The organism is Leptothrix mechoopdaensis (SeqCode) (assembly GCF_053893855.1).
Window position 1 is genome coordinate 2980124 of record NZ_CM132699.1, and the last position, 24611, is coordinate 3004734.

Genomic DNA, 24611 nt, shown 5'->3' on the forward strand with positions numbered 1-24611 from the left:
TGCCCCCGACATGCCCGCACCCACCGGTCCGCTGATCCCCTTCCAGCCGAGCGCGCGTTACCCCGATCCGGCCATCGAGATCCTCGATCCGCGCATGCGCTCGCTGCGGCTGTTCAGTGCCGGTGTCGAGCAGCTCGCCAGCGGGCTGCGCTGGGCCGAAGGGCCGGTGTGGTTCGGCGACGGGCGTTTCCTGCTGCTCAGCGACATCCCCAACGACCGCATCCTGCGCTGGGACGAGACCACCGGCGCGACCAGCGTGTTCCGCCATCCCGCCGGCCATGCGAACGGCCACGCGCGTGACCGGCAGGGCCGGCTGGTCAGCTGCGAACACCTGGGCCGGCGCATCACCCGCACCGAACACGACGGCCGCATCACCGTGCTGGCCGACCGCTTCGACGGCGCGCGGCTGAACTCGCCCAACGACATCACCGTCACGCGCGACGGCGCGGTCTGGTTCACCGACCCGAGCTTCGGCATCGAGAGCGACTGGGAAGGCGAACGCGCCACGCCCGAGCGGCCGCACGCGGTCTACCGCATCGACCCGCAGACGCTCGCGCTGCGCTGCGTGATCGACGACCTGGCGGCGCCCAACGGGCTGGCCTTCTCGCCCGACGAGTCGCTGCTGTACGTGATCGAGAGCCGCGCGACGCCGCGCCGCATCTGGGCCTGGCCGCACCGGCCCGACGGCACGCTGGGCGAGCGGCGCCTGCTGGTGTCGGCCGACGACCACGGCGCGCTCGACGGCATGGCGGTCGACCGCGACGGCAACCTGTGGTGCGGCTACGGCAGCACCGGCGCGGCGAACTCGGATGCCGCCACGCTCGACGGCGTGCGCGTCTACGCCCCCGACGGCACGCCGATCGGCCACGTCCACCTGCCCGAACGCTGCGCCAACGTCTGCTTCGGCGGTGCGCGCCACAACCGCCTGTTCATGGCGGCCAGCCATTCGCTCTACGCGCTGTACGTCAACACGGCCGGCGCAATCTGAGCCCGCCCTGTGCCAGCCCTGGACCCCACGCCATGACCGAGCCCCGCGCGCCGCTGACGCTGCGCATCCACCCGGACGACGACGTCGCGATCGTCGCCAACGACGGCGGCCTGCGCGCCGGCACCGTCCTGCCCGACGGCGTGCCGGGCGCCGGCCTGACCTTGCGCGACCACGTGCCGCAAGGCCACAAGGTCGCGCTGGTCGACCTGGCCGAAGGCGTGGCGGTGCGCCGCTACGGCGTCCCGATCGGCTATGCGCTGCGCGCCATCGCCGCCGGGAGCTGGGTCCACGAACGGCTGCTGCGCATGCCCGAGGCGCGTGGCTTCGACGGCCTGCCGATGGCCAGCGCCCCGCGTGTCGACCTGCCGCCACTGGAGGGCCGCACCTTCGAGGGCTATGTCAACGCCGATGGCAGCGTCGGCACCCGCAACCTGCTGGCGGTGACGACGACGGTGCAGTGCGTGGCCGGCGTGGTCGCCCATGCGGTGCGGCGCATCGAGGCCGAGCTGCTGCCGCTGTTCCCGAACGTCGACGGCGTCGTCGGCCTGGAACACAGCTACGGCTGCGGCGTGGCGATCGACGCGCCCGATGCGGTGATCCCGATCCGCACGCTGCGCCACATCAGCCTGAACCCGAACTTCGGCGGCGAGGTGATGGTCGTCAGCCTGGGCTGCGAGAAGCTGCAGCCCGACCGGCTGCTGCCACCGGGCAGCTTCGGCATCCAGACCGAAGGCAACGCCGCCAGCGGCCCGGACACCGTCTGCCTGCAGGACGCCGCGCACGTCGGCTACATGAGCATGGTCGACGCGATCGTCGCGCGGGCCCGGCCGCATCTCGAACGGCTGGACCGGCGGCGCCGCCAGACCGTGCCGGCCAGCGCGCTGGTGGTGGGCGTGCAGTGCGGCGGCAGCAACGCGTTCTCGGGCGTCACCGCCAACCCGGCGGTCGGCCATGCCGCCGACCTGCTGGTGCGCGCCGGCGCGACGGTCATGTTCAGCGAGAACACCGAGGTGCGCGACGCCGTCGAGCAGCTGACCGCGCGCGCCGCCACGCCCGAGGTCGCCGAGGCGATCGTGCGCGAGCTGTCCTGGTACGACCGCTACCTGGACCGCGGCCGGGTCGACCGCAGCGCCAACACCACGCCGGGCAACAAGGCCGGCGGGCTGTCCAACATCGTCGAGAAGGCGATGGGCTCGGTGATCAAGAGCGGGCGGGCGCCGATCGCCTCGGTGCTGGCACCCGGCGACAAGCTGGCGCCCGGTCAGCGCGGCCTGGTCTACGCCGCCACGCCGGCCAGCGACTTCATCTGCGGCACGCTGCAGCTGGCCGCCGGCATGAACGTGCACGTCTTCACCACCGGCCGTGGCACGCCCTACGGCCTGGCCGCCTGTCCGGTCATCAAGGTCGCCACGCGCAGCGAACTCGCCCGGCGCTGGCATGACCTGATGGACCTGGACGCCGGCGCCATCGCCAGCGGCGAGGCCACGGTCGAGTCGACCGGCGAGGCGCTGTTCGAGCAGATCCTCGCCACGGCCAGCGGCCGCCCGACCTGGGCCGAACGCTGGAAGCTGCACAACGCGCTGGTGCTGTTCAACCCGGCGCCCGTGACCTGAGGCGAACCGGGCCGGACGGGATGACCGTCGGATCGAACAAGGGGGCCGCATCTGCGGCCCTTTCCCATTCCGGAGCCGTTCACGACCGCCTTGAAGCCACCTTGAAGCCAGGCGGCTCCTGCTGGATGGGCCCTGCGAGCCTCATTCACCCTCAATTCATTCACAAGAAAGTTTCCTGAAGACACATCGACAAGGCCGAGGACCTCTCTATACTTCAACACATGGGAAACGTTCCCATCTTTAACGGAGAGACACCATGACCACGCGCCAACTGCCCATCGCCTTCGCCATCGCCGCCTTCGGCTTCGCCAGCACCGTCGCCCAGGCGGCCTACCAACCGGCCGCGCCGGTGAGCTTCAGCGCCGCCCCGGCCGTCGTGGCGGCGGCCGATGCCGGCGCGCCGGTCATGCTGCTGGCCAGCAAGAGCGGCACCTCGTCGTCGGGCGGCTCGTCGAAGAGCTCGTCGTCCTCGTCGTCGGGCGGCTCGTCGTCGGGCAGCAAGTCGTCGTCCTCGTCCAGCAGCTCGTCGAGCAGCTCGTCTTCGGCCAGCGACGACAAGGGCGGCACGCGCGCCAAGGGCGTCTCGGACGACGCCGCTGGCGACGACAAGGGTGGCACGCGCGCCAAGGGCGTCTCGGACGACGCTGCCGGTGACGACAAGGGCGGCACCCGCGCCGCGCCGGCCGGTTCGGGCACCAGCACCGACGACAACCCGAAGGGCGCTGACGACCTGCTGCGCAAGCGCGGCGGCAAGGGCGCCGACGACGTCCGTCGCGGCTGATCGCCCGGCCGGGGGCTGGCGGGTGGTTCCCGCCGCCCGCCCCCGGAACGTGGGGGAACTTACCCACCGTCACCTTTGAATTTGCCGGATCGTGCCGTCTGCACGGGGCCTTTCAGCCATCGATTCCTAGACTGCGGCCACGTGGCCTGGGCCTGGACCCACGCCGCGAGCCCTTCCTGAAGAACGAACTCGAGCTGGAGCCTTGTCGATGAACCCGATCCGCACCCCGAACCCGACCGCCACGCCCGTCGCGGCCCGCAACACCTGGCAAGGCCGCGGCCGCGCCGCCCTGCTGGCCGTCGGGCTGGGGGCGACGCTGCTGGGCCTGTCGGGTCAGGCGGCCGCGCAGACGATCGTCACCTTCGACGACCTCGGCCCGGCGTCGGCCAACCAGCCGATGCCGGCGACCTACGCGACGCTCGGCTGGGCGAACACGCAGTGGTTCTCGATGACCGCACCGAGCGCGCCGAACCAGGTCTTCCTGGCACTGGGCGGCGGCGCCTCGTTCCTGCGCAAGGCCGATGGCAGCGGCTTCTACTTCGACGGCGCCGACTTCTGGAGCCGCCGTGGCCTGGATGCCAACGGCAACTTCTACTTCGTGCTGTCCTACAAGGGCAAGGTCGTCTATGACGGCCGCACCGACAAGAACGGCAAGCTGCGCTTCACCGGCACCAAGGCGCTGCTGCGCCCGAGCTACACCGGTCCGGTCGACTATGTCGCGATCGCCTTCGACAAGCAGGGCCGCGGGGGCGACTGGGACCAGCTGGCGATGGACAACGTGCGCCTGCGCCCGCTCTGACCTGAGTCGTCCGGGCCGCCCGAGGCGATCAGCCCGGCCGCCGCGCCAGCCAGGCCGGCCGCAGCACACCGGTGGCCAGCGCGGTGCCCAGCAGGATCACCGCGCCGCCGCGCCACATCGCGCCGGTCACCGCCTCGCCCAGGAACAGGGCGCCCCAGAGGCTGCCGAACACCGGGATCAGGAAGGTGACGGTCACCGCGCGTGACGCGCCCAGCCGCGCCAGCAGCCGGAAGAACAGCAGGTTGGCCGCCGCCGTGCAAAGCAGCGCCAGCAGCACCGCCGCGCCCCAGGCGCTGGCCGGCGGCATCTCGACCGGCCACAGCCACCAGGCCAGCGGCGCCAGCAGCAGCGCCGACACCGCCTGCGTGCCACCCGCCCCGACCCGCGAGCCGACACCGGCCAGGTGGCGCTTGGCGGTGTTGGCCGCGAAGCCGTAACACAGCGCCGCCGTCAGCAGCGCGACCACCGCCCAGCCACTGCCGCCAGGCCGGAAGTCGGCCTTGTCGGCCGACAGCATCAACACGCCGCCGAATCCGATCGCCAGCCCCAGGCTGCGACTGCGGTCGAGCCGGTCACCGAGCCAGACGGCACCGACCAGCGCTGTGAAGATCGGCGTCGACGCATTGACGATCGCCGCGAAGCCCGCCGTCACCGACAGCGTCGCCCAGGCGATCAGCACGAAGGGCAGGCCCGAGTTGAGGACACCCACCACCGCCACCGGCCGGATCTCGCGCCGCAGTTCGGCCCATTCGCCGTGCCAGCACAGCAGCGGCACCAGCACCAGCGCGGCCAGCGTGACCCGCAGCCAGATCAGCGGCACCGCGCCGAAGGCCGGCGCGGCATGGCGCATGAAGAGGTAGGACGCGCCCCACAGCGCGCCGAGCAGCGTCATCTCGGCGATGTCGCGCGGGCCCATGCGGGCGGCCACGGCCGGGGCGCTCAAGCGGCCACCTCGGTCAGGCTCACCCCGGCCAGGTCCGGCTGACCGCCCTCGAACGCCAGCAGCGCGACCTTGCGGTGCAGCCCGCCGGCATAACCCGTCAGCGCGCCGTTCTGGCCGACCAGCCGATGGCACGGGATCACCAGCGAGATCGGGTTGCGCCCGGTCGCCGCACCCACCGCACGCGACGCCAGCGGCTTGCCCAGCCGCGCCGCCAGTTCGCCATAGCTCAGGCGCTGGCCGTGGCCGATCTCGCACAGGCCGCGCCAGACGGCCCGCTGGAAGGCGGTGCCGGCGGGGGCCAGCGGCAAGGCGAAATCACGTCGCCGGCCAGCGCACCAGTCGTCGAGCTGGCGGGCGGTCTCGCGCAGCAGCGGGTCGGCGTCGTCGCGCCGCCAGGCCGGCTCGGGGCCGTCGAAATGGCGCTGGCCGTCGAACCAGATGCCCGCCAGCCCGGCATCGCCAGCGGCCAGCACCAGCGCGCCGAGCGCGATCTCGTGGCGCGTCCAGCGCAGCGAGCCGGCGGCATCGGCCGGCTTGAATTCGTTCGTGTTCATCGGGGTTCCCGTCAATCCAGGGGTGTCGTGACCAGACTCAGGCAGCGCGGGCCGCCAGGGCCCTGCGCCACAGGTGCAAGGTGGCGTAGCCGCGCCAGGGGCGCCAGGCCTCGGCCTGCGCGTCGGCCGCGCGCACGTCGGTCTGGCCCAGCGCCTGCAGCAGCACGCGGTCGCCGCTGGGCCAGGCATCGGGCCAGCCCAGCGCCTGCAGCGCGATGGTCTGGGCGGTCCAGGCGCCGATGCCGGGCAGGGCCTGCAGGGAGGCGAGTGTCGCCGCGATGTCGGCGCTCGGCGCCAGGCTGATGCGGCCGTCGGCGACCGCCTGCGCCAGCGCGATCACCGCCCGGGCGCGCTGCGCGACGACGCCCTGCGAGGCGATGTCGCCGACCTCGCAGCCGGCCAGCCGCTGCGCCGACGGGAAGACCCGGTCCAGCCCCGGCCACGGCGACTCGACCGGGTCGCCCAGCGCCCGCGCCAGCCGCGCCGCCACCGTGCGGGCGGCCGCGACGCTGACCTGCTGGCCCAGCACGGCGCGCACCGCCATCTCGAACGGGTCGGCCGCACCGGGCAGGCGCAGGCCGGGCGCGCCGTCGGCCAGCGGGCCGAGCACGGCGGCGACGGCCTGCGGGTCACAGGCCAGATCGGCCAGCCGCCGGGCCGCCGCCAGTGCTTGCGGCAAGGCGCCGGCCAGGCTGGGCGACAGCGTCAGGCGCAGCGCCTCGCGCTCCGGCGCGGCGCGTGTCAGCGCGATCCAGCCGAGGTGTTCGCGACCGCGGGCGACGAGCCGGACGGTGCGGGCATAGGTTCGGCGCGAGCCCTGCCCATCCAGCACCTCGACGCCCGGCACGGCCCGCAGCGCCTGGTCGTCCAGCCAGCCCTCCCAGTCGCACGGCGGGCGCCAGGCCAGCTCGAAGTTCCACGGGCCGCTGCCGGTCGACCCGTCGTCAGGGGATGCCGCCGGCGCCGCGTCGCGCGCCTTGCGCAGCTCCTGCGGGGCCAGCCGGTAGCGGCGCTGGAACAGGTCGTTGAAGCGCCGCAGGCTGCCGAAGCCGGCCGCCAGCGCGACCTCGAGCATCGGCAGGTCGGTGTCGGCCAGCAGCCGCTTGGCGTGCAGCAGGCGCTGGGTCTGGGCGTAGTCGATCGGGCTGACGCCCCAGGTGGCCTGGAAGACCCGCCGCAGGTGCCGGTCGGTGATGCCCAGCCGCGCCGCGAGCTGCGGCAGGCCGCCGTCGTCCAGTTCGCCGGCCTCGATGCGCCGGGCCGCCGCCCAGGCCAGCTGCGAGGGCATGTCCAGCGCCGCCAGCCCGGGCGCGAGTTCGGGCCGGCAGCGCAGGCAGGGCCGGTAGCCGGCCGCCTCGGCCGCCGCCGCATGCGGGTAGTAGCGGCAGTTGTCGGCACGCGGCGTGCGGACCCGGCAGACCGGCCGGCAGTAGATCCGGGTCGACCGCACCGCGACGAAGAACTGGCCGTCGAAGCGGGCATCGCGCGCCAGGAAGGCGGCGTAGCAGGCGGCGGTGTCGAGCGGGGCGTCCATGCGAATCGATCATACGCAGCGGCCTGGCGCGGGCTCGCCGTTTCCGGACCTGGATACCGATCCCCTTGGTCTGCCCCGGACCGCCCGCCGCGTGACCAATCTGGCAGAGCCGGCAGAAACACGAGAGCCCGGCGCCAGCACGACCTGCGTCAAGGTTCAGTGCGGCCGGAGGCGGTCGATAAGGGCCTTGTCCTTCCTCATCGGCCCTGCCCGCCTGCCACGTGTCGCCCGTCGAATGCCTCCCCGTCCGCCTGATCCGGCGCATCCCGATCGCCGCCCGCCTGGGTGCCGCCTTCGCGCTCGTGCTGCTGGTGCTGGGCCTCGTGCTGGCGCAGGCGCTGCAGCAGACCACCGCGACGCAGCGGGCGGTCGACACGATCACGCAGGACACGCTGCACCAGGTCATGCTGGCGCAGCGCACGCAGAACAGCGCCCAGGTCGCCGCCGAGCAGCTGTTCGCGCTGTTCGTGGTCGACCGGCCGGAGGCGCGCGAGCGTGTCCGCGCCCAGATCGACGCCAGCGCGCGCGAGCAGCAGATCGCCTACGACGCGCTGGTCGACAGCAGCCTCGGCACGCGCCGGCAGGACGCCGCGCTGGCCCGCGTCACCCAGGCGCGCAGCCGCTACATCGAGACCTTCGACGAGGCGCTGGCCAGCCTGTCGGTCGACACCACGCTGGCCCGCCCGGTGATGGTCGAACGCACGATGCCGGCGCTGCACGAGCTGCAGACGACGCTGGAGACGCTGATCGAGCAGCGCGCCCGCCATGCCGGTGACGACATCGCCCAGCTGCACGCGTTGCACGATGCGGTGCGGCTGCGGCTGCTGGCGATCGGCGCGGCGGCGGTGCTGCTGGCGCTGGCCTCGGCGTGGCTGATCACGCGCTCGATTGCCCGGCCGCTGCACGAGGTCGTCGCGCTGGCCGATGCGATCTCGGCCGGCCGGCTCGACACGCCGCTGCCGCCGGCCGCCGCCGACGAGGTCGGACGCCTGACCCGCGCGATGGACGAGATGCGCCACAGCCTGGCCCGCCGCGAGGCCCGCATCGCCGAGCTGGCCTTCCGCGACGAGCTGACCGGGCTGGCCAACCGCACGCTGTTCGGCAACCGGCTGGAGACCGCGCTGCAGCAGTCGCGCCAGCAGGGCAACGCGCTGTCGGTGCTGGTGCTGAACCTGGACCGCTTCAAGCAGGTCAACGAGGTGCTGGGCCACCGGCTTGGCGACGAGGTGCTCAAGGAGGTGGCGGCGCGGCTGCGCGACACGCTCTCGCGCACCACCGACGCGACCGCCCGGCTCGGCGGCGACGAGTTCGGCGTGCTGCTGCCCACGCGCGACCCGCAGGCCGCGCTGGCGCTCGGCCGGCGGCTGCTGGCCGCGCTGGAGACGCCCGTGCCGGTGCAGGGCCAGCGCGTGGACGTCAGCGCCAGCATCGGCATCGCCTGCGCCGACCGCGACGACCTGAGCCCGGCCCAGCTGATGGCGCGCGCCGACCTGGCGATGAACGAGGCCAAGTCCGCCAACCACGGCGTGCGGCTGTTCGAGGCCGGCATGGAACGCCACGTCGAACACGGCCTGACGCTGCTGAGCGACCTGCGCCGCGCGGCCGAGGCCGACGAGTTCTTCCTGCTGTTCCAGCCCAAGCTGCGCCTGAGCGACGGCCGCTGCGATGCCGCCGAGGTGCTGGTGCGCTGGCGCCATCCGCAACGCGGCGTCGTGCCGCCGGACCGCTTCATCCCGTTTGCCGAGCAGACCGGCGCGATCAAGGCGATCACCCGCTGGGTCCTGCACAGCGCCCTGCAGCAGCTGGCGCAGTGGCACCGCGAGGGCTGGTCCGGTCTGTCGCTGAACGTCAACGTCTCGACCCGCGACCTGATGCAGCCGGACTTCCCGGCCCAGGTCGAACGCGCGCTGCGCCATGCCGGCGTGGCGGCCCGCCACCTGTGCCTGGAGGTGACCGAGAGCGCCATCATGGACGACCCGCTGCTGGCGATGGACTGCCTGCAGGCGCTCAACGCGATGGGCGTGCGGCTGGCGATCGACGACTTCGGCACCGGCTACTCGTCGCTGGCCTACCTGAAGAAGCTGCCGGTGCAGGAGCTGAAGATCGACCGCTCCTTCATCAGCGGCCTGGACCGCGACGAGGCCGACGTGACCATCGTGCGCTCGACCATCGACATGGCCCACCACATGGGCCTGAGCGTGGTCGCCGAGGGCATCGAGACGGAGGCCGTCAGCCAGCGCCTGCGCGCCTTCGGCTGCGACCAGGCCCAGGGCTACCTCTACAGCCGGCCGCTGCCGTCGAACGACTTCGTCGACTGGCTGCGCCAGCACCGCCCGGCGGCCCCGCGGCCGGTGGTCGAGATCAGCGGCTGATCTCGTCCTCGAGCCGGCCCAGGTTCGACGACGCGACGCCACTGCCGCGCAGCCGCGACGGCGCCAGCGCACCGATCGGTTCGAGGATCGGGTAGGCGATCGAGCAGATGTGCGAGTTGATGCGCTTGAGGTCGCTGATCAGGTCCAGGTGCAGCGAGCTGGTCTCGATGCTGGCGGCGGTGTTGTCCTGCAGCCGCAGCAGGTGGCTGGACGCGTAGGCGTGTTCCAGCTCGCGGAAGCGGGCCTTCTCCTCCAGCAGCCGCTGCGCGTCACGCGGGTGACCGTCGAGGAACACCGTCATGCCCAGCCTCAGGTTGGCCAGCAGGCGTTCGCACAGGTGCGTGATCTCGGCCATGCCGGCCTCGGAGAAGCTGCGCTGCTTGCGGATCTTCTTGTCCTCCACGTCCTGCAGCACGCGCTCGATGATGTCGCCGATCTGTTCCATGTTGATCGTGAACGAGACGATCTCGGTCCAGCGCCGGCTCTCGCGTTCGGACAGCGCCGTGCGCGAGACCTGCGTCAGGTAGGTCTTGATGGCCGAGTACAGCGCGTCGACCACCTGCTCCTGTTCGAGCAGCCGGTCGGCCAGTTCGAGGTCGTTGTCGCGGATCACCGGCAGCACGCCGCGCAACATCGTCTCGACCGCGTCGGCCTGACGCAGCGCTTCGCGCGCGGCGCAGCTCAGCGCGATCGACGGCGTGCCCAGCGCGAGCTTGTCGAGATGGCGCGGCGCGCGTTCGTCGCGGGTCGGCTCGGCCGTCATCCAGCGTTCCAGCGCCCGCGCCAGCAGGCCGGTGAAGGCCACGAACAGCAGCGCCTGCGCGGCGTTGAAGGCCAGGTTGAAGATGACGACCTGCATGTGGATGGTGCCCAGCAGCTCCTGCAGCCAGACATGCGCCAGCCCCAGGAAGGGCGCGACCAGCGCGATCGCCAGCACCTTGAACAGCAGCGTGCCGGCCGGCAGGCGGCGGGTGGCGACATCGGCCCGCCAGACCGACAGCAGCGACACCAGCGCGCGCCCCAGGTTGGCGCCCAGCACCAGCCCGAGGGCGACCGGCAGCGGCACGAGGCCCTGGTCGGCCAGCGTGGCGACCAGCAGCACGACGGCCAGGCTGGAGTAGCTGACGACCGCCAGCGTGGCGCCCACCAGCAGCTCGGTCAGCAGCTCGTTGGGCAGCGTCACCAGCAGCGTGCGCACCAGCGGCGACTGCACCAGCGGCCCGGCGGCCGCGACGATCAGCTGCAGCGCCAGCGTGATCAGGCCCAGGCCGATGGCGATCTGGCCGACCCGCCCGGCGCTGCTCTTCTCGCGCGACAGGTGGATCAGCACGCCGCAGAAGATCAGCAGCGGCGACAGCCAGGACAGGTCGAACGAGAACAGCACGGCGGTCAGGCTGGTGCCGACGTCCGCGCCCAGCATCACGACCAGCGCCGGTGCCGTCGCGACCAGGCCGCGGCCGACGAAGGACGAGACGATCAGCGCCGTCGCGGTGCTCGACTGCACCAGGCAGGTGACGCCGATGCCGGCCAGCATCGCCGCCGGCCAGGCGCCCATGCTGGCGGCCAGCATGCGGCGCAGGTTCTCGCCGAACAGCCGCAGCACGCCGGTGCGGACGATCTGGGTGGCCCAGACCAGCAGGGCGATGGCGGCCAGGAGATTGAGCAGGTGGATCACGGTCAACCGATGATGCACCGATCGTGCCGGCCCGATCCAGCCCGCAGCCGCCCGGGCCGGACCGCCAACGTGATCAGCTGCCGCGGTAGGTGCTGTAGCTCCACGGGCTGGCCAGCAGCGGCACGTGGTAGTGGGCGGCGGTGTCGGCGATGCCGAAGTCCAGCGGCACCTCGCCCAGGAAGGGCGGATCGGCCTGTTCGGTGCCGCGCGCGGCGAAGTAGCCGGACACGTCGAAGACCAGCCGGTAGCGGCCGGCCAGCAACGCATCACCTTCCAGCAACGGGCCGTCGGCGCGGCCGTCGTGGTTCAGCGTGATGGCCCGCAGGCGCTGCGCGCTGCCGTCGGGGCGGATCGCGTAGAGCGTCACGGCCATGCCGGCGGCCGGGCAGCCGTGGGCGGTGTCGAGCACGTGGGTGGTGAGTTTTCCCATCGGGTGTCCTGTCGGGTTGGATCGCTTGCGCGGTGGACAAAAGTGTATACACTTGAGCACACACGTCAACCACCGACCCCGCAACCCACCCCGCCACCGCCCCCAACACCGGTCGTCCGCCGTCCACGATGTCCACCGCCCGCAAGCCCCGCAGCAGCCCTGCCGCCGCCCTGGTCGACGAGGGGCTGGCCGACGATGCCGTCGCGCCGGTCAGCGTCACGGACCGGATCGTGCAGTCCATCACCACGGCCATCATCGAGCGCCGGCTGATGCCCGGCACCAAGCTCGCCGAACAGCAGATCGCCGACATCTTCCAGGTCTCGCGCACCCTCGTGCGCCAGGCCCTGAACCAGCTCAGCCGCGACCACCTCGTGACGCTGGAGCCGGCCCGTGGCGCCCATGTCGCCCAGCCCAGCGTCGAGGAAGCCCAGCAGGTCTTCGCGGTGCGCGGGATGCTCGAAGGCGCGATGGTGCGCGAGCTGTGCGCCGTCATCACCGACGCGCAGATCGCCGAGCTGCGCCAGCACCTGCGCGACGAGGCCAGCGCGGTCGTGCGCACCGATGTCTCCGGCCGCACGCGCCTGCTGGCCGACTTCCACGTCAAGCTCGCCCGGCTGCTCGGCAACGAGGTGCTGGCGCAGCTGCTGGGCGACCTGCTGTCGCGCTCGTCGCTGATCTCGCTGATGTACCAGAGCGCCCATTCGGCCGAGCACTCGCAGGCCGAACACGTCGAGATCGTCGATGCGCTCGAGAAACGCGACGCCCGCGCCGCCGTCAAGCTGATGCAGCAGCACCTCGGCAACGTCGAACGCAACCTGCGCCTGAACCCGCGCGTGCCCGACCTGGCCAGCGCCCTGCGGCCTTCGTCCAACCCCCGATCCACGGCAGACCGACCATGACCGACACGAGCACTTCACGTTACCCGCGCGACCTGCGCGGCCACGGCCGCAACCCGCCGCACGCGCAATGGCCGGGCCGCGCCCGCGTGGCCGTCCAGTTCGTCCTGAACTACGAGGAAGGCGGCGAGAACAGCGTGCTGCACGGCGATGCCGGCAGCGAGCAGTTCCTGTCGGAGATGTTCAGCCCGCCGGCCTTCCCGGCCCGCCACCTGTCGATGGAAGGCATCTACGAATACGGCTCGCGCGTGGGCGTCTGGCGCATCCTGCGCGAGTTCGAGAAACGCGGCCTGCCGCTGACGATCTTCGGCGTCTCGATGGCGCTGGAACGCTGCCCCGAGGTCACCCAAGCCTTCGTCGAGCTGGGCCACGAGATCGCCTGCCACGGCTGGCGCTGGATCCACTACCAGAACATCGACGCCGAGACCGAGCGCGCGCACCTGCGCACCGGCATGGACATCATCGAGCGCCTGACCGGCGAGCGCCCGCTCGGCTGGTACACCGGCCGCGACAGCCCCAACACGCGCCGGCTGGTGGCCGACCACGGCGGCTTCGCCTACGACAGCGACTACTACGGCGACGACCTGCCCTTCTGGCTGCAGGTGCGCAAGACCGACGGCGACCTGGCGCCGCACCTGGTCGTGCCCTACACGCTCGACTGCAACGACATGCGCTTCGCGCTGCCGCAGGGCTATTCGCATGGCGACGAGTTCTTCGAGTACCTCAAGGACGCCTTCGACGTGCACTGGGCCGAAGGCGACGAGCGGCCGTCGATGATGTCCATCGGCATGCACTGCCGCCTGCTCGGCCGGCCCGGCCGCATGAAGGCGCTGCAGCGCTTCCTGGACCATGTGCAGTCGCACGACCGCGTCTGGGTGACCCGCCGCATCGACATCGCCAACCACTGGCGCGCCACCCACCCGTTCGACGCGTCGACCGCGTTCATCTGGGAATGAGGCCCGAGCCGACATGCTGACCCTCGACCACCTCAACGGCCTGTCGCAGGCCGACTTCACGCAGGCGCTGGACGGCACCTACGAACACTCGCCGTGGATCGCCGAGGCGGCCTGGGCGCACCGGCCCTTCGCCTCGCTGGCGGCGCTGAAACACGCGATGGTGACGGTGCTGGCGCAGGCCGGCGTCGATGCGCAGCTGCGCCTGATCCGGGCCCACCCGGAACTCGCCGGCAAGGCGATGGTCAGCAAGAGCCTGACGGCCGAGTCCACCAACGAACAGGGCAAGGCCGGCCTGACCGACTGCACGCCGGCCGAGTTCGCGCACATCCAGCAGCTCAATGCCGACTACAACGCGAAGTTCGGCTTCCCCTTCATCCTCGCGGTGCGCGGCCCGCGTGGCCTGGGCCTGAACCGCCACGAGATCATCGCGACCTTCGAACGCCGGCTGCAGCACCCGGTCGACGTCGAACGCGCCGAGGCGCTGCGCAACATCCACCGCATCGCCGAGATCCGCCTGAACGACAAGTTCGGCGTCGAGCCCGTGCTGGGCAACCTGGTGTGGGACTGGGCCGAGAAGCTCGCGCAGCACAGCGACGTCGACGGCGCCCTGACCGTCACCTACCTGACCGACGCGCACCGCGCCTGCGCCCAGCGCCTGTCGCACTGGATGCGCGAGGACTGCGGCTTCGACGAGGTCTCGATCGATGCGGTCGGCAACGTGGTGGGCGTCTACCACGGCACCGATCACGGCAGCGATCCCGCCTCGAAGCGCCTGCTCACCGGCAGCCACTACGACACCGTGCGCAACGGCGGCAAGTACGACGGCCGGCTCGGCATCCTCGTGCCGATGGCCTGCGTGCGCGAGCTGCACCGCGCCGGCCGGCGTCTGCCCTTCGGCTTCGAGGTGATCGGCTTCGCCGAAGAGGAAGGCCAGCGCTACAAGGCCACCTTCCTGGGCTCCAGCGCGGTCACCGGCCACTTCGACACGCGCTGGCTGGACCAGGTCGACGCCGACGGCATCAGCATGCGCGCGGCCATGCAGCACGCCGGCCTGTGCATCGACGACATCCCGAAGCTGGCGCGCGACGTGTCGCGCTACCTCGGCTTCGTCGAGGTCCACATCGAGCAGGGCCCGGTGCTCAACGAGCTGGACCTGCCGCTGGGCATCGTGCGGTCGATCAACGGCAGCGTGCGCTACACCGGCGAGGTCATCGGCATGGCCAGCCACGCCGGCACCACGCCGATGGACCGCCGCCGCGACGCCGCCGTGGCGGTGGCCGAACTGGCGCTCCACGTCGAACGTCGCGCCGCCGCCGTGCCCGACGTGGTCGGCACGATCGGCATGCTGCAGGTGCCGTCCGGCTCGATCAACGTCGTGCCCGGCCGCTGCGCCTTCAGCCTCGACCTGCGCGCGACCACCAACGCCGCCCGCGACGCGCTGGCCGACGACGTGCTGGCCGAACTCGCCCGCATCTGCGAGCGTCGCGGCCTGCAGTACAAGCTGGAAGAGACCATGCGCGCCAGCGCCGCGCCCAGCGCACCCGAGTGGCAGGCCCGCTGGGAAGCCGCCGTCGCCGCCCTCGGCCTGCCGCTGCACCGCATGCCCAGCGGTGCCGGCCATGACGCGATGAAGCTGCACGAGGTCATGCCGCAAGCCATGCTGTTCGTGCGCGGCCTGAACGCCGGCATCAGCCACAACCCGCTCGAATCGAGCACCAACGACGACATCGAACTCAGCGTGCGGGCGATGCAGCACCTGCTCGATCAGCTCGCCTGAACCGTCTCGTCCGAACCGTCTCGTCACGACAACCTCGACCTCACCGCACCGAAAGCCCGACATGAGCGACCCGACCCTGAACGCCGGAACCTACGCCGCCCTCGATCGCTGGATCGACGACCACTTCGACGAACAGGTGCGCTTCCTGCAGGAACTCGTGCGCGTGCCGACCGACACGCCCCCCGGCAACAACGCGCCGCATGCCGAGCGGACCGCCGAGCTGCTGGCCGCGATGGGCCTGGACGCCGAGAAACACGCCGTGCCGGCCGATGCCGTGCGCGCCGCCGGGCTCGAATCGATCACCAACCTGATCGTGCGCCGCCGTTATGCCGAAGGCGGCCCGGTGATCGCGCTGAACGCCCACGGCGACGTGGTGCCCCCGGGCGAAGGCTGGAGCCACGGCCCCTACAGCGGCGACGTCGCCGACGGCAAGCTCTACGGCCGCGCCGCAGCGGTCAGCAAGTGCGACTTCTCGACCTTCACCTTCGCGGTGCGGGCGGTCGAGGCACTGGCTCAGTCGATGAGCCTGCCGGTCAAGGGCGGCGTCGAGCTGCACTTCACCTACGACGAGGAATTCGGCGGCGAACTCGGCCCCGGCTGGCTGCTCGACAAGGGCCTCACCAAGCCCGACTTCGAGATCGCCGCCGGCTTCAGCTACCAGGTCGTGACGGCCCACAACGGCTGCCTGCAGATGGAGGTGACGGTGCACGGCGTGATGGCCCACGCCGCCATTCCCGACAGCGGCGTCGACGCGCTGCAGGGCGCCACCGCCGTGCTGAACGCGCTGTACGCGCAGAACGTGCTCTACAAGCAGGTGCGTTCGTCGGTCAAGGGCATCACCCACCCCTACCTCAACGTCGGCCTGATCCAGGGCGGCACCAACACCAACGTGATCCCCGGCAAGGTCGTGCTCAAGCTTGATCGCCGCATGATCCCCGAGGAGAACCCGCACGAGGTCGAGGCGCAGCTGCACGAGGTCATCCGCCAGGCGGCGGCCAGCGTGCCCGGCGTCAGCGTCGACATCAAGCGGATGCTGATGGCGCACGCGCTCAAGCCGCTGCCCGGCAACCGCCCGCTGGTCGAGGCCCTGCAGCGCCACGGCGAGACCGTCTTCGGCGAGCCCATCCCCGAGTCCGGCACGCCCCTCTACACCGACGTGCGGCTGTACTGCGAGCGTGGCATCCCCGCCGTCATCTACGGTGCCGGCCCGCGCACGGTGCGCGAATCGAACGCCAAGCGCGCCGACGAGCACATCGTGCTGGAAGACCTGCGCCGCGCCACCCAGGTCGTCGCGCGCACCTTGCTGGACCTGCTGCGCTGATGCGGCGCGGCGCGCGCCCCGGCATGCAGCCCGGCGCGTCCGGATGCACCAGCCTGGCGCACCGGTGCTGAGCACGGTTCTTGCGGCCGGGTCGGGATCGCTCCCGACCCCCGCGAGGACACCATGCACACCGATGACCGACCGCAAGCCCTGCCCCGCCGCCACGCGCTGGACCTGGCCATCCGCCTGATCTGCAGCCTGGCCGCAGGCGCGACCCTGGCGCTGGCGAGCCTGCCGACCCTGGCGCAGGAAACCGCCGTGAAGTTCCAGCTCGACTGGCGCTTCGAAGGACCGGCCGCGCTCTTCCTGGTGCCCGCCACCAAGGGCTACTACAAGGCCGAGAAGCTCAACGTCACGGTCGATGCCGGCAACGGCTCGGGCGGCACGGTCACGCGCGTGGCCTCGGGTGCCTACGACATGGGCTTCGCGGACGTGGCCGCGCTGATGGAGTTCCACGCCAACAACCCGACGGTGCCGAACAAGCCGGTCGCCGTCATGATGGTCTACAACAACACGCCGGCGGCGGTGCTGGCGCTGAAGAAGAGCGGCATCAGCAAGCCATCGGACCTCAATGGCAGGAAGCTCGGCGCGCCGGTCTTCGACGCCGGCCGCAAGGCCTGGCCGATCTTCGCCAAGGAGAACCGGATCGCCAACGTGGCCTGGACCGCGATGGACCCGCCGCTGCGCGAGACCATGCTGGTGCGCGGCGACGTCGACGCGATCACGGGTTTCTCGTTCACCTCGCTGCTCAACCTGGAGGCCCGCGGCATCAAGACCGAGGACATCGTCGTGCTGCCCTACCCGCAGTTCGGCGTGAAGCTCTACGGCAACGCCATCATCGTCGGCGAGGACTTCCTCAAGAAGAACCCGGACGCCGTCAAGGCCTTCCTGCGCGCCTTCACCAAGGGCCTGAAGGACGTCATCGCCGACCCGGCCGGCGCGGTCGCCACCGTCAAGGAACGCGACGGCATCGTCAACAGCGAGCTGGAGACGCGCCGCCTGAAGCTCGCGCTCGACGCCACCGTGCTGACGCCGGACGCCAAGGCCGAGGGCTTCGGCGAGGTCAAGGCGCCGCGTCTGGCGCTGATGGCCAGCCAGGTGTCGGACGCCTTCGCCACCAAGGAACGGGTCAACGTCGCCGCGATCTGGAACGGCAGTTTCCTGCCCAGCGCGGCGGAGCGCGACATCTTCGGGGCGAAGAAGAAGTGAGCCGCTTCGTCGATTTCGAGGGCGTCTGGCTGGCCTACGACGACGAGTTGCTGGCCCAGGGCCGCTACGCGGTCGAGGACATCAACCTGCAGGTCGGCGAGGGCGAGTTCATCGCCATCGTCGGTCCTTCGGGCTGTGGCAAGTCCACCTTCATGAAGCTGGCGACCGGGCTGAAGCGGCCCAGCCGCGGCACCGTCGTGATCGACGGCCGCGAGGTCACCGGCCCGCTGAAGATCACCGGCATGGCCTTCCAGGCCCCCAGCCTGCTGCCCTGGCGCACGACGCTGGCCAACGTCATGCTGCCGCTGGAGATCGTCGAGCCCTGGCGCAGCTCGTTTCGCCAGAAGCGCGATGAATACGAGCAAAAGGCGCGCAAGCTGCTGCAGAGCGTCGGCCTCGGCGGCTACGAGGACAAGTACCCGTGGCAGCTCTCCGGCGGCATGCAGCAGCGCGCCTCGATCTGCCGTGCGCTGATCCACGAGCCCAAGATGCTGCTGCTCGACGAGCCCTTCGGCGCGCTCGACGCCTTCACCCGCGAGGAGCTGTGGTGCACGCTGCGCGACCTGCAGGCCGCGCAGAAGTTCAACGTCATCCTGGTCACGCACGACCTGCGCGAGAGCGTCTTCCTGGCCGACACGGTCTACGTCATGAGCAGGAGCCCCGGCCGCTTCGTGGTCCGCCGCGAGATCGACCTGCCGCGTCCGCGTGACCTGGAGCTGACCTACACACCCGCGTTCACCGCCATCGTGCACGAGCTGCGCGGCCACATCGGCGCGATCCGCGGCCAGGCGGCGGGAGTCGCGCCATGAGCACCCGCCAGACACGTCGGGCCCGCCGGCTCGAACAGGCGTCGCCCTGGATCCTGCTGGTGGCCACCGTCGTCCTGTGGCAGCTGCTGTGCAGCGGCCTGGGCGTCTCGGAGTTCATCTTCCCCAGCCCCTGGTCGATTGCGCAGGCGCTGGCCGAACACGGCAAGACCATTGCCGGCCACGCCTGGCGCACCTTCTGGGTCACGATGGCAGGCTTCGGCATCTCCATCGTCGTGGGCGTGCTGCTGGGCTTCCTGATCGGCAGCTCGCGGGTGGCCTACACCGCCGTCTACCCGCTGATGACGGCCTTCAACGCCCTGCCCAAGGCGGCCTTCGTGCCCATCCTGGTGGTCTGGTTCGGCATCGGCGTCGGACCGGCGGTGCTGACCGCCTTCCTGATCAGCTTCTTCCCGATCATGGTCAACATCGCCACCGGCCTGGCGACGCTGGAGCCGGAGCTGGAAGACGTGCTGCGCGTGCTGGGCGCCAGGCGCTGGGACGTGCTGGTCAAGGTCGGCCTGCCGCGTTCGATGCCCTACTTCTACGGCTCGCTGAAGGTCGCGATCACGCTGGCCTTCGTCGGCACCACGGTCTCGGAGATGACCGCCGCGAACGAGGGCATCGGCTACCTGCTGATCAGCGCCGGCAGCTCCATGCAGATGGGCCTGGCCTTCGCCGGCCTGGTCGTCGTCGGCGCGATGGCGATGGCGATGTACGAGCTGTTCTCGGTGGTCGAGAAACGCACGACGCGCTGGGCGCATCGCGGCTCGCAGGGGCATTGAGGACGCGGCCGGGCCGCTCAGCCGGCCCCGACCCGCTCGGCCAGCGCGACCTGCTGCGGCAGGCAGACGCGCTGCAGGTCGTAGCCGTCGACGATGCGCTGGCGGGCGCGAAGGCCGATGCCATCGGCATCGCGCGGCATCGACAGCGCCTGCGTGGCGGCCTCGACCAGCGCGGCGGCGTCGAAGAAGTCGACCAGCCAGCCGGTCTCGCCGTGGGTCAGCACCTCGCGCACCGGCGCGGTGTCGCTGCCGATCACCGGGACGCCGCAGGCCATCGCCTCGAGCAGCGACCAGCTCAGCACGAAGGGGTAGCTCAGGTAGACATGGGCCCGCGCGATGCGGAACAGCGCGATCAGCGACGGGTGCGGCACGCGGCCGACGAAATGCACGCGCGCCAGGCCGTCCGGGCCGAGTGCGTCGCGCACCTCGTCGAGGTAGATCTGCTGGTGGCTGCCCGAGGCCGGCCGCGCGCCGTAGCTGACGTCGTTGCCGCCGACGATCACGACCTGCGCCTGCGGGCGGCGGCGCAGCAGCTCCGGCAGCGCGCGCATGAAGCGGTGGTAGCCGCGGCTGGGCTCGAGGTTGCGGTTGACGAAGCTCAGCACCTCGTCGTCCGCACCCAGGTCCAGCGTCAGGCCGGCCTGGGTCGTGGCGCGGAAACGCACGTGCTGATCGGCCTTCGCGGGGCTCGCGAAGGTGGTGTCGATGCCGTCGTGGATCACCGCGAGCCGCTCGCGCCACGGCGGCGGCACCGTGTCGGCCTGCCAGCGGGTCGGGCTGACGCCGGCATCCATGCCGGCCAGCGCCTGCATCAGCGTCAGGTTCTTGGTCACCAGCCGGCAGCGCATGGCCAGGTCGACCGGGCCGAACTCGGGGTCGAAGCCGACGTCCTGACCTTCGGCGGCATAGAAGAACTCGACGAAGTGCAGCTGGCGCGCCGCCGGCCACAGCTCGCGCAGGAACAGCGCCTCGCCCCAGCCCGGGTGGACGCAGATCAGGTCGGGCCGGAAGCCGGCCGCATCGAGCTTGCCGGCCGCCAACACGCAGGCCTCGCCGCGCAGCACCTTGGTCTCGACGTCCTGCACCCACGGGTGGACGCCGGCGGTGTTGCCGCGCGCGACGCCGTAGCGCAGCGCCTGCACGCCGGGCATCGCGGCGGGCATGGCGGCGGGCATCGGGCTCATCCCGAGCGCCTTGACGTCATGGCCGCGCGCGGCCAGTGCCGGCGCGAGGTGGCGGTACTGGCCAGGAAAGTTCTGGTGCACGAAGAGAATGCGCATCCGATGATTGTCCCCAACCGGCGCGCCTTCCCGCCGCGCCCGACCGAGCGGAGATGCCGATGAACACGCCCACGCCCGTTGAACTGGTCACATGGCTGCGCGCCGCCAACCGCATCGCGGCGGCGTCGCTGGCCCAGGGCCATCACCCCTTCGGCGCGCTGCTGGTCGCCCCCGATGGCGTGACCGTGCTGCTGGAGCAGGGCAACGTCGACAGCGTCAACCACGCCGAGGCCGTGCTGGCCCGCGAGGCCGCCCGGCGCTTCGACGCCGACACGCTCTGGCGCAGCACCCTGGTGACCACCGTCGAGCCCTGCTGCATGTGCGCCGGCACGCAGTACTGGGCCCACATCGGCCGCGTCGTCTACGGCATGAGCGAGGCCCGCCTGCTGGCGCTGACCGGCAACCACGCCGAGAACCCGACGCTGGACCTGCCCTGCCGCGAGGTCTTCGCGCGCGGCCAGAAGGCCATCGGCGTCTGGGGCCCGGTGCCCGAGGTCGAGGACGAGATCGCCGCGCTGCACCGTGACTTCTGGCAAGTTCGGTGAGCCTGCCGACGCCTCATTTGTTCCCGGACTGAAATAAACCCCGGCCGCAGCGCATAAACCGGCTATCCTGCCGCCACAGACATGCACCAAGGCCGTTTCTTCAAGGTCTTGCTCCTCTTCCGCAGTGGTTCACAACCTCTCGCAGGTTGCACCGATCACCGCCGGCCAAGTCTTCCAACTCCCGGTTTGACGTTTCTTGAGTGTTGCTGTCCCCGCTGGCCTTCCGCTGGCGGGTGTTTTTGTATTGATCCGACACACACGAAGGAAACTCCATGAGCACGACTCAACAAGGCACGGTCAAGTGGTTCGACGACGGCAAGGGCTTCGGCTTCATCACGCCGGCTGACGGCTCCAAGGACCTGTTCGCCCACCACAGCGAAATCCGCAACGGCGGCGGCTTCCGCAGCCTGCAGGAAAACCAGAAGGTCGAATTCGAAGTGAAGCAAGGCCCGAAGGGCCTGCAAGCCGCGAACATCAAGCCGATGTGATCCCGTCATCGACGGCCGCCCGCGCAGTGGGTGGCTCAGTCGATGAGCCAGATCCAGGGTCTGCAACATGACCCACCGAAAGCCGCCTTCCGGGGCGGCTTTTTTCATGGGCGATCGGGATGGCCGTTCGCCCGCCGCCTCAGGCCGCGACCGCCTCGATCCGGCCGAGCCACGGCGCGATGCGCACGGCCTGCGCGGCGCGCCGGGCGGCGTGTTCGTCCTGGCCGACATGCCAGTTGCCGACCGGTGGCGGGACCTCCGCCGACAGGTCGTCCGGCCAAGGCCGCGTGCCCGGCAAGGTGAAGCAGCGGTCGTGCACCAGCACGTCGTGGCGCACGCAGCCCCAGACGACGTCGCGCAGGAACCACTGGTCGACGTTGGGCGTCTCCAGCGCGGCGGGCTCGTAGCCATCGAGCATCGCGGCCATGTCCGGCAAGGCCCCGGCGATGCCGCCCCACATGCCGGCCAGCATCAGGTCGGTGTGGGTCCACCAGTCGCGCATGACGTGGAAGGCGCGGTCCGAGGCGATCCACGCCTGCACCGCCCGCTGCTCGCGCAGGTTGACGACCGAGTCGACGTCGCGCACCAGGAAGCGCCCGACCGTCGGGTCGTCGGCCACCTCGAAGCGCCAGCACAGCTTGCGTCGCGTCGGCTGGCCCGGCGGCTGCATCCGCAGGTCCGCGCCCAGTTCGGCCAGCAGCGCCCGCGTCGCGGCCGGCACGCTGTCATCGAGATAGATCCGCGCCTGCCAGCCCGGATACACCTTCGGCAGCTCGACCAGGTTGTGGACCATGCCGCGCAGGTAGCGCGCGCCCGAACCCCACAGCGAGAACGCCACCACGTCGCGGCGTTCCTGCCCGGCGTACCGCAGCCCGGCGCGTTGCAGCCAGGCGGCGGCACCCGCGGGCGGCACGCGCCAGCCGGCCGGTGCCGGGCGCGCCGCCGCGTCCTTGAGCATCAGCGCCCGCGTGCCCGCCGCCCGCGCCTCGTCGTCGCGCCCCAGCTCGCGCAGGCACTTGCACAGCACGTCATGAACGACCGGGTCGTCGGGCCGGATCGCCAGATAGTCACGCGCGCGCTCGACCGCCTGGGCGTCCTGCCCCGAGCGCGACAGGCAGACCGCCAGGTTCAGCAGCAGCTGCGGATCCTGCGGTGCATGCGGGCGCTGCAGTTCGAGGAAGTGCGCCGCCGCCGCCGGATCGCCGAGCAGGAAGAGGTAATACGCCAGCTGCAGCACCATCGCCAGCGGCTTGACCGGCCCGTGCTGGTTGATGGCCACCAGCAGCAGGTCCAGCGCCTGCTGACGCTGCTGCGCCTGCCAAGCCTGATGGGCAGGGGCGTGCCAGCCGGCGAGCGTCGCGCTCACAGCGTCGGCGCGAGTTCCCTGGCCGTCGGGGCCCGCGCGACGACACCCTCACGATGCCCCGCCGCCGCCTTCAGCGCCGGGTGCGCAAACGGCATCTCCGCCAGCGCCTGCAGCCCGCGCGTGCCGCGCAGATCGTGGCCCAGCACGACCCGCACCTGCGAGGCCATCGAGCCGGCCGGCAGCTCGACCAGCTCGGTGCTCAACGGCAGACGGCGCGACACCTCGCGCGCCAGCCGCCCTTCACCCTTCTGATAGAACACCTGCGTCATCGGCCGGTTGTAGGCCTCGGCATTGGCCGTGCGGACCTGCTGGAAGCCACGCTCGCGCAACCAGCCGCGCAAGGCCAGGGCGGCGCCGGTGATGCCGTTGCCGTTGACGAGTTCGACGCGGATGGACTTGAGGTCGACGGCGCTGCGCTGCGGCGCATCGAACGCGCCACCGGCGGATCCGGCCACCGGCGCATCGGCCCAGGCCAGCGCGGCGACCCGCTGGTCGACCGAGCCGGACGACCCGATCGGCGCCAGTGCCACCGCCTGCAGGGCCGGCCCTTCGCGCACGGCGCTGAGGGCGGCGGGCGAAGCCGCTCCGGCCCCTGTCGGTGCGATGGCCAGCAGCGCCTCGACATCACGGGCCGGCGTCGCATCTTTCGCGGCGGTCGGCCGGGCCGCCGCCACGACGTCGACCAGCGCCGGCGCGGGCGACTGTTCCAGCGCCACCGCCACCGCCTCGGCCGGCGTCGGCAGCGAGGCCGGCTCCAGCATCGCCAGGTTGGCCCGCGCGTAGTCGTAGGTCGGATCGGCCAGCAGCGCCTGCTCGAACATCGAGCGCGCCTGTTCGGTCTGACCCTGCAGCTTCAGCGCATGGCCCAGGTTGTTCAACAGGCGCGGCTGGCCCGGCGCCTTCGCGTTGGCCAGCCGCAGCGCGGCAATGCCCTCGGCCAGCTGGCCTTCACGGGCCAGTTGCACGCCCAGCACATGCAGCGCCTCCGGCTCGCCCTTCATGGCCCGGCTGGTCAGATCGGCCTGAGCCAGGGCGGCACGCTCGGCCTCGCTCGGCCCCGCCGCAGCGGTTGCCGCCACCGCCGTCACCGGCACCGGACGCGGACGCGCATCGACCTCGCCCTGCCGCACGACGGTCGGCTGCGGCATGCCGCTGACCTGCGCCGCATCCGAATGCGCGACGCGGTACATCGGCTGCACCCGAACGAGCGGCTGATCCGGCTGCGTCGGCGCCTGCGCACAACCCACCGCCGCAGCCGCAATCGCCACCGACATCACCGACATGCGCAGCGACGCCACGCAATCGAACCCCGACCGCTCCGGCGACGCCTCGGCCTTCACGACGACCGGCTTGGCGTGATCGGGCACATACCGCTTCGGCAACGCCGCCTCGATCGCCTGCTGCCGCGCCCGCCACGCCCGCTCGACGGCGGCGCGGTCGCGCGCCCGTCGTGAGGGCTGTTGCCAGGCGGCTTGTTCGGTGCTGCTGTCCAT

General features: G+C 71.6%; 22 protein-coding genes. 14 read left to right on the forward strand and 8 right to left on the reverse strand.

What is annotated here, in order from left to right:
• Positions 1–10: 10 nt before the first annotated feature.
• From ACWA7K_RS12930 to ACWA7K_RS12945, 4 genes are all read left to right on the forward strand, one after another.
• Positions 11–988 (forward strand): SMP-30/gluconolactonase/LRE family protein, encoded by a 978-nt coding sequence (locus ACWA7K_RS12930; RefSeq protein ID WP_456210141.1) that lies wholly within the window; start codon positions 11–13, stop codon positions 986–988.
• Between the two features lie 32 nt (positions 989–1020).
• Complete coding sequence (gene garD, locus ACWA7K_RS12935; RefSeq protein WP_456210143.1) at positions 1021–2601, forward strand: galactarate dehydratase; 1581 nt, start codon at positions 1021–1023, stop codon at positions 2599–2601.
• A 256-nt stretch (positions 2602–2857) separates the two neighbouring features.
• A complete protein-coding gene (locus ACWA7K_RS12940) occupies positions 2858–3382 on the forward strand; it encodes a hypothetical protein (protein WP_456161816.1) in 525 nt (174 codons plus the stop codon).
• 208 nt (positions 3383–3590) lie between these two features.
• A complete protein-coding gene (locus ACWA7K_RS12945; protein ID WP_456161817.1) occupies positions 3591–4181 on the forward strand; it encodes a hypothetical protein in 591 nt (196 codons plus the stop codon).
• 28 nt (positions 4182–4209) lie between these two features.
• Here the strand turns inward: ACWA7K_RS12945 and ACWA7K_RS12950 are convergent, their stop codons facing one another.
• The 3 genes from ACWA7K_RS12950 to ACWA7K_RS12960 are packed head-to-tail and all read right to left on the reverse strand — an operon-like array spanning position 4210 to position 7212.
• Positions 4210–5097 carry a DMT family transporter gene (locus ACWA7K_RS12950; RefSeq protein ID WP_456168808.1) on the reverse strand — a complete coding sequence of 296 codons (888 nt, stop codon included), beginning with the start codon at positions 5095–5097 and terminating at the stop codon, positions 4210–4212.
• Between the two features lie 23 nt (positions 5098–5120).
• A complete protein-coding gene (locus tag ACWA7K_RS12955) occupies positions 5121–5678 on the reverse strand; it encodes a methylated-DNA--[protein]-cysteine S-methyltransferase (protein WP_456161818.1) in 558 nt (185 codons plus the stop codon).
• A gap of 37 nt (positions 5679–5715) precedes the next feature.
• Positions 5716–7212, reverse strand: a complete 1497-nt coding sequence (locus ACWA7K_RS12960; RefSeq protein ID WP_456161819.1) for an Ada metal-binding domain-containing protein — start codon at positions 7210–7212, stop codon at positions 5716–5718.
• A 221-nt stretch (positions 7213–7433) separates the two neighbouring features.
• Between ACWA7K_RS12960 and ACWA7K_RS12965 the strand changes: the two genes are divergently transcribed.
• Complete coding sequence (locus ACWA7K_RS12965; RefSeq protein ID WP_456161820.1) at positions 7434–9584, forward strand: putative bifunctional diguanylate cyclase/phosphodiesterase; 2151 nt, start codon at positions 7434–7436, stop codon at positions 9582–9584.
• Here the strand turns inward: ACWA7K_RS12965 and ACWA7K_RS12970 are convergent.
• Positions 9574–11259 (reverse strand): Na/Pi cotransporter family protein, encoded by a 1686-nt coding sequence (locus tag ACWA7K_RS12970; RefSeq protein WP_456168810.1) that lies wholly within the window; start codon positions 11257–11259, stop codon positions 9574–9576. The genes ACWA7K_RS12965 and ACWA7K_RS12970 overlap by 11 nt on opposite strands.
• A gap of 73 nt (positions 11260–11332) precedes the next feature.
• Positions 11333–11689 (reverse strand): hydroxyisourate hydrolase, encoded by a 357-nt coding sequence (uraH, locus tag ACWA7K_RS12975; RefSeq protein ID WP_456161821.1) that lies wholly within the window; start codon positions 11687–11689, stop codon positions 11333–11335.
• Positions 11690–11817: 128 nt separating this feature from the next.
• On the opposite strand from uraH, the gene ACWA7K_RS12980 reads away from it, so the two are divergent.
• The 7 genes from ACWA7K_RS12980 (at position 11818) to ACWA7K_RS13010 (ending at position 19439) form a co-directional block, all read left to right on the forward strand.
• On the forward strand, positions 11818–12588 hold the full coding sequence (locus tag ACWA7K_RS12980) for a GntR family transcriptional regulator (protein ID WP_456161822.1): 771 nt from the start codon (positions 11818–11820) through the stop codon (positions 12586–12588).
• The gene (puuE, locus tag ACWA7K_RS12985) at positions 12585–13541 is read left to right on the forward strand and encodes an allantoinase PuuE (RefSeq protein WP_456161823.1); all 957 of its coding nucleotides are present in this window, start codon (positions 12585–12587) and stop codon (positions 13539–13541) included. Before ACWA7K_RS12980 ends, puuE begins: the two co-directional genes overlap by 4 nt.
• A 13-nt stretch (positions 13542–13554) precedes the next feature.
• Complete coding sequence (uraD, locus tag ACWA7K_RS12990; RefSeq protein ID WP_456161824.1) at positions 13555–15318, forward strand: 2-oxo-4-hydroxy-4-carboxy-5-ureidoimidazoline decarboxylase; 1764 nt, start codon at positions 13555–13557, stop codon at positions 15316–15318.
• Between the two features lie 61 nt (positions 15319–15379).
• Positions 15380–16639, forward strand: a complete 1260-nt coding sequence (locus ACWA7K_RS12995; protein WP_456161825.1) for a M20 family metallopeptidase — start codon at positions 15380–15382, stop codon at positions 16637–16639.
• Between the two features lie 123 nt (positions 16640–16762).
• On the forward strand, positions 16763–17848 hold the full coding sequence (locus tag ACWA7K_RS13000; protein WP_456161826.1) for an ABC transporter substrate-binding protein: 1086 nt from the start codon (positions 16763–16765) through the stop codon (positions 17846–17848).
• Positions 17845–18657 carry an ABC transporter ATP-binding protein gene (locus ACWA7K_RS13005; protein WP_456161827.1) on the forward strand — a complete coding sequence of 271 codons (813 nt, stop codon included), beginning with the start codon at positions 17845–17847 and terminating at the stop codon, positions 18655–18657. Before ACWA7K_RS13000 ends, ACWA7K_RS13005 begins: the two co-directional genes overlap by 4 nt.
• Entirely contained in the window at positions 18654–19439 is a 786-nt protein-coding gene (locus ACWA7K_RS13010; protein ID WP_456161828.1) for an ABC transporter permease, read from the forward strand. Before ACWA7K_RS13005 ends, ACWA7K_RS13010 begins: the two co-directional genes overlap by 4 nt.
• Before the next feature lie 17 nt (positions 19440–19456).
• On the opposite strand, the gene ACWA7K_RS13015 is transcribed toward ACWA7K_RS13010, so the two are convergent.
• Positions 19457–20719, reverse strand: a complete 1263-nt coding sequence (locus ACWA7K_RS13015; RefSeq protein WP_456161829.1) for a glycosyltransferase — start codon at positions 20717–20719, stop codon at positions 19457–19459.
• Positions 20720–20778: 59 nt separating this feature from the next.
• Between ACWA7K_RS13015 and ACWA7K_RS13020 the strand changes: the two genes are divergently transcribed.
• Positions 20779–21264 (forward strand): nucleoside deaminase, encoded by a 486-nt coding sequence (locus ACWA7K_RS13020; protein ID WP_456161830.1) that lies wholly within the window; start codon positions 20779–20781, stop codon positions 21262–21264.
• Positions 21265–21536: 272 nt separating this feature from the next.
• Positions 21537–21752, forward strand: coding sequence for a cold-shock protein (locus ACWA7K_RS13025; protein WP_130483113.1), 216 nt, complete (start codon positions 21537–21539; stop codon positions 21750–21752).
• Positions 21753–21891: 139 nt separating this feature from the next.
• Here ACWA7K_RS13025 and ACWA7K_RS13030 read toward each other — a convergent pair whose 3' ends face one another.
• Positions 21892–23118, reverse strand: a complete 1227-nt coding sequence (locus ACWA7K_RS13030; RefSeq protein ID WP_456161831.1) for a tetratricopeptide repeat protein — start codon at positions 23116–23118, stop codon at positions 21892–21894.
• A complete protein-coding gene (locus ACWA7K_RS13035) occupies positions 23115–24611 on the reverse strand; it encodes a LytR C-terminal domain-containing protein (RefSeq protein WP_456161832.1) in 1497 nt (498 codons plus the stop codon). The genes ACWA7K_RS13030 and ACWA7K_RS13035 overlap by 4 nt, the downstream gene beginning before the upstream one ends.

Coding starts and splice junctions, on each gene's coding strand:
- puuE (WP_456161823.1), top strand. CDS start 12,585: ATGACCGACACGAGCACTTCACGTTACCCGCGCGACCTGCGCGGCCAC.
- ACWA7K_RS12945 (WP_456161817.1), top strand. CDS start 3,591: ATGAACCCGATCCGCACCCCGAACCCGACCGCCACGCCCGTCGCGGCC.
- uraH (WP_456161821.1), bottom strand. CDS start 11,689: ATGGGAAAACTCACCACCCACGTGCTCGACACCGCCCACGGCTGCCCG.
- ACWA7K_RS13035 (WP_456161832.1), bottom strand. CDS start 24,611: ATGGACAGCAGCACCGAACAAGCCGCCTGGCAACAGCCCTCACGACGG.
- uraD (WP_456161824.1), top strand. CDS start 13,555: ATGCTGACCCTCGACCACCTCAACGGCCTGTCGCAGGCCGACTTCACG.
- ACWA7K_RS12940 (WP_456161816.1), top strand. CDS start 2,858: ATGACCACGCGCCAACTGCCCATCGCCTTCGCCATCGCCGCCTTCGGC.
- ACWA7K_RS12960 (WP_456161819.1), bottom strand. CDS start 7,212: ATGGACGCCCCGCTCGACACCGCCGCCTGCTACGCCGCCTTCCTGGCG.
- ACWA7K_RS12950 (WP_456168808.1), bottom strand. CDS start 5,097: ATGGGCCCGCGCGACATCGCCGAGATGACGCTGCTCGGCGCGCTGTGG.
- ACWA7K_RS12955 (WP_456161818.1), bottom strand. CDS start 5,678: ATGAACACGAACGAATTCAAGCCGGCCGATGCCGCCGGCTCGCTGCGC.
- ACWA7K_RS13020 (WP_456161830.1), top strand. CDS start 20,779: ATGAACACGCCCACGCCCGTTGAACTGGTCACATGGCTGCGCGCCGCC.
- ACWA7K_RS12930 (WP_456210141.1), top strand. CDS start 11: ATGCCCGCACCCACCGGTCCGCTGATCCCCTTCCAGCCGAGCGCGCGT.
- ACWA7K_RS13025 (WP_130483113.1), top strand. CDS start 21,537: ATGAGCACGACTCAACAAGGCACGGTCAAGTGGTTCGACGACGGCAAG.
- ACWA7K_RS12980 (WP_456161822.1), top strand. CDS start 11,818: ATGTCCACCGCCCGCAAGCCCCGCAGCAGCCCTGCCGCCGCCCTGGTC.
- ACWA7K_RS13015 (WP_456161829.1), bottom strand. CDS start 20,719: ATGCGCATTCTCTTCGTGCACCAGAACTTTCCTGGCCAGTACCGCCAC.
- ACWA7K_RS13010 (WP_456161828.1), top strand. CDS start 18,654: ATGAGCACCCGCCAGACACGTCGGGCCCGCCGGCTCGAACAGGCGTCG.
- garD (WP_456210143.1), top strand. CDS start 1,021: ATGACCGAGCCCCGCGCGCCGCTGACGCTGCGCATCCACCCGGACGAC.
- ACWA7K_RS13000 (WP_456161826.1), top strand. CDS start 16,763: ATGCACACCGATGACCGACCGCAAGCCCTGCCCCGCCGCCACGCGCTG.
- ACWA7K_RS12995 (WP_456161825.1), top strand. CDS start 15,380: ATGAGCGACCCGACCCTGAACGCCGGAACCTACGCCGCCCTCGATCGC.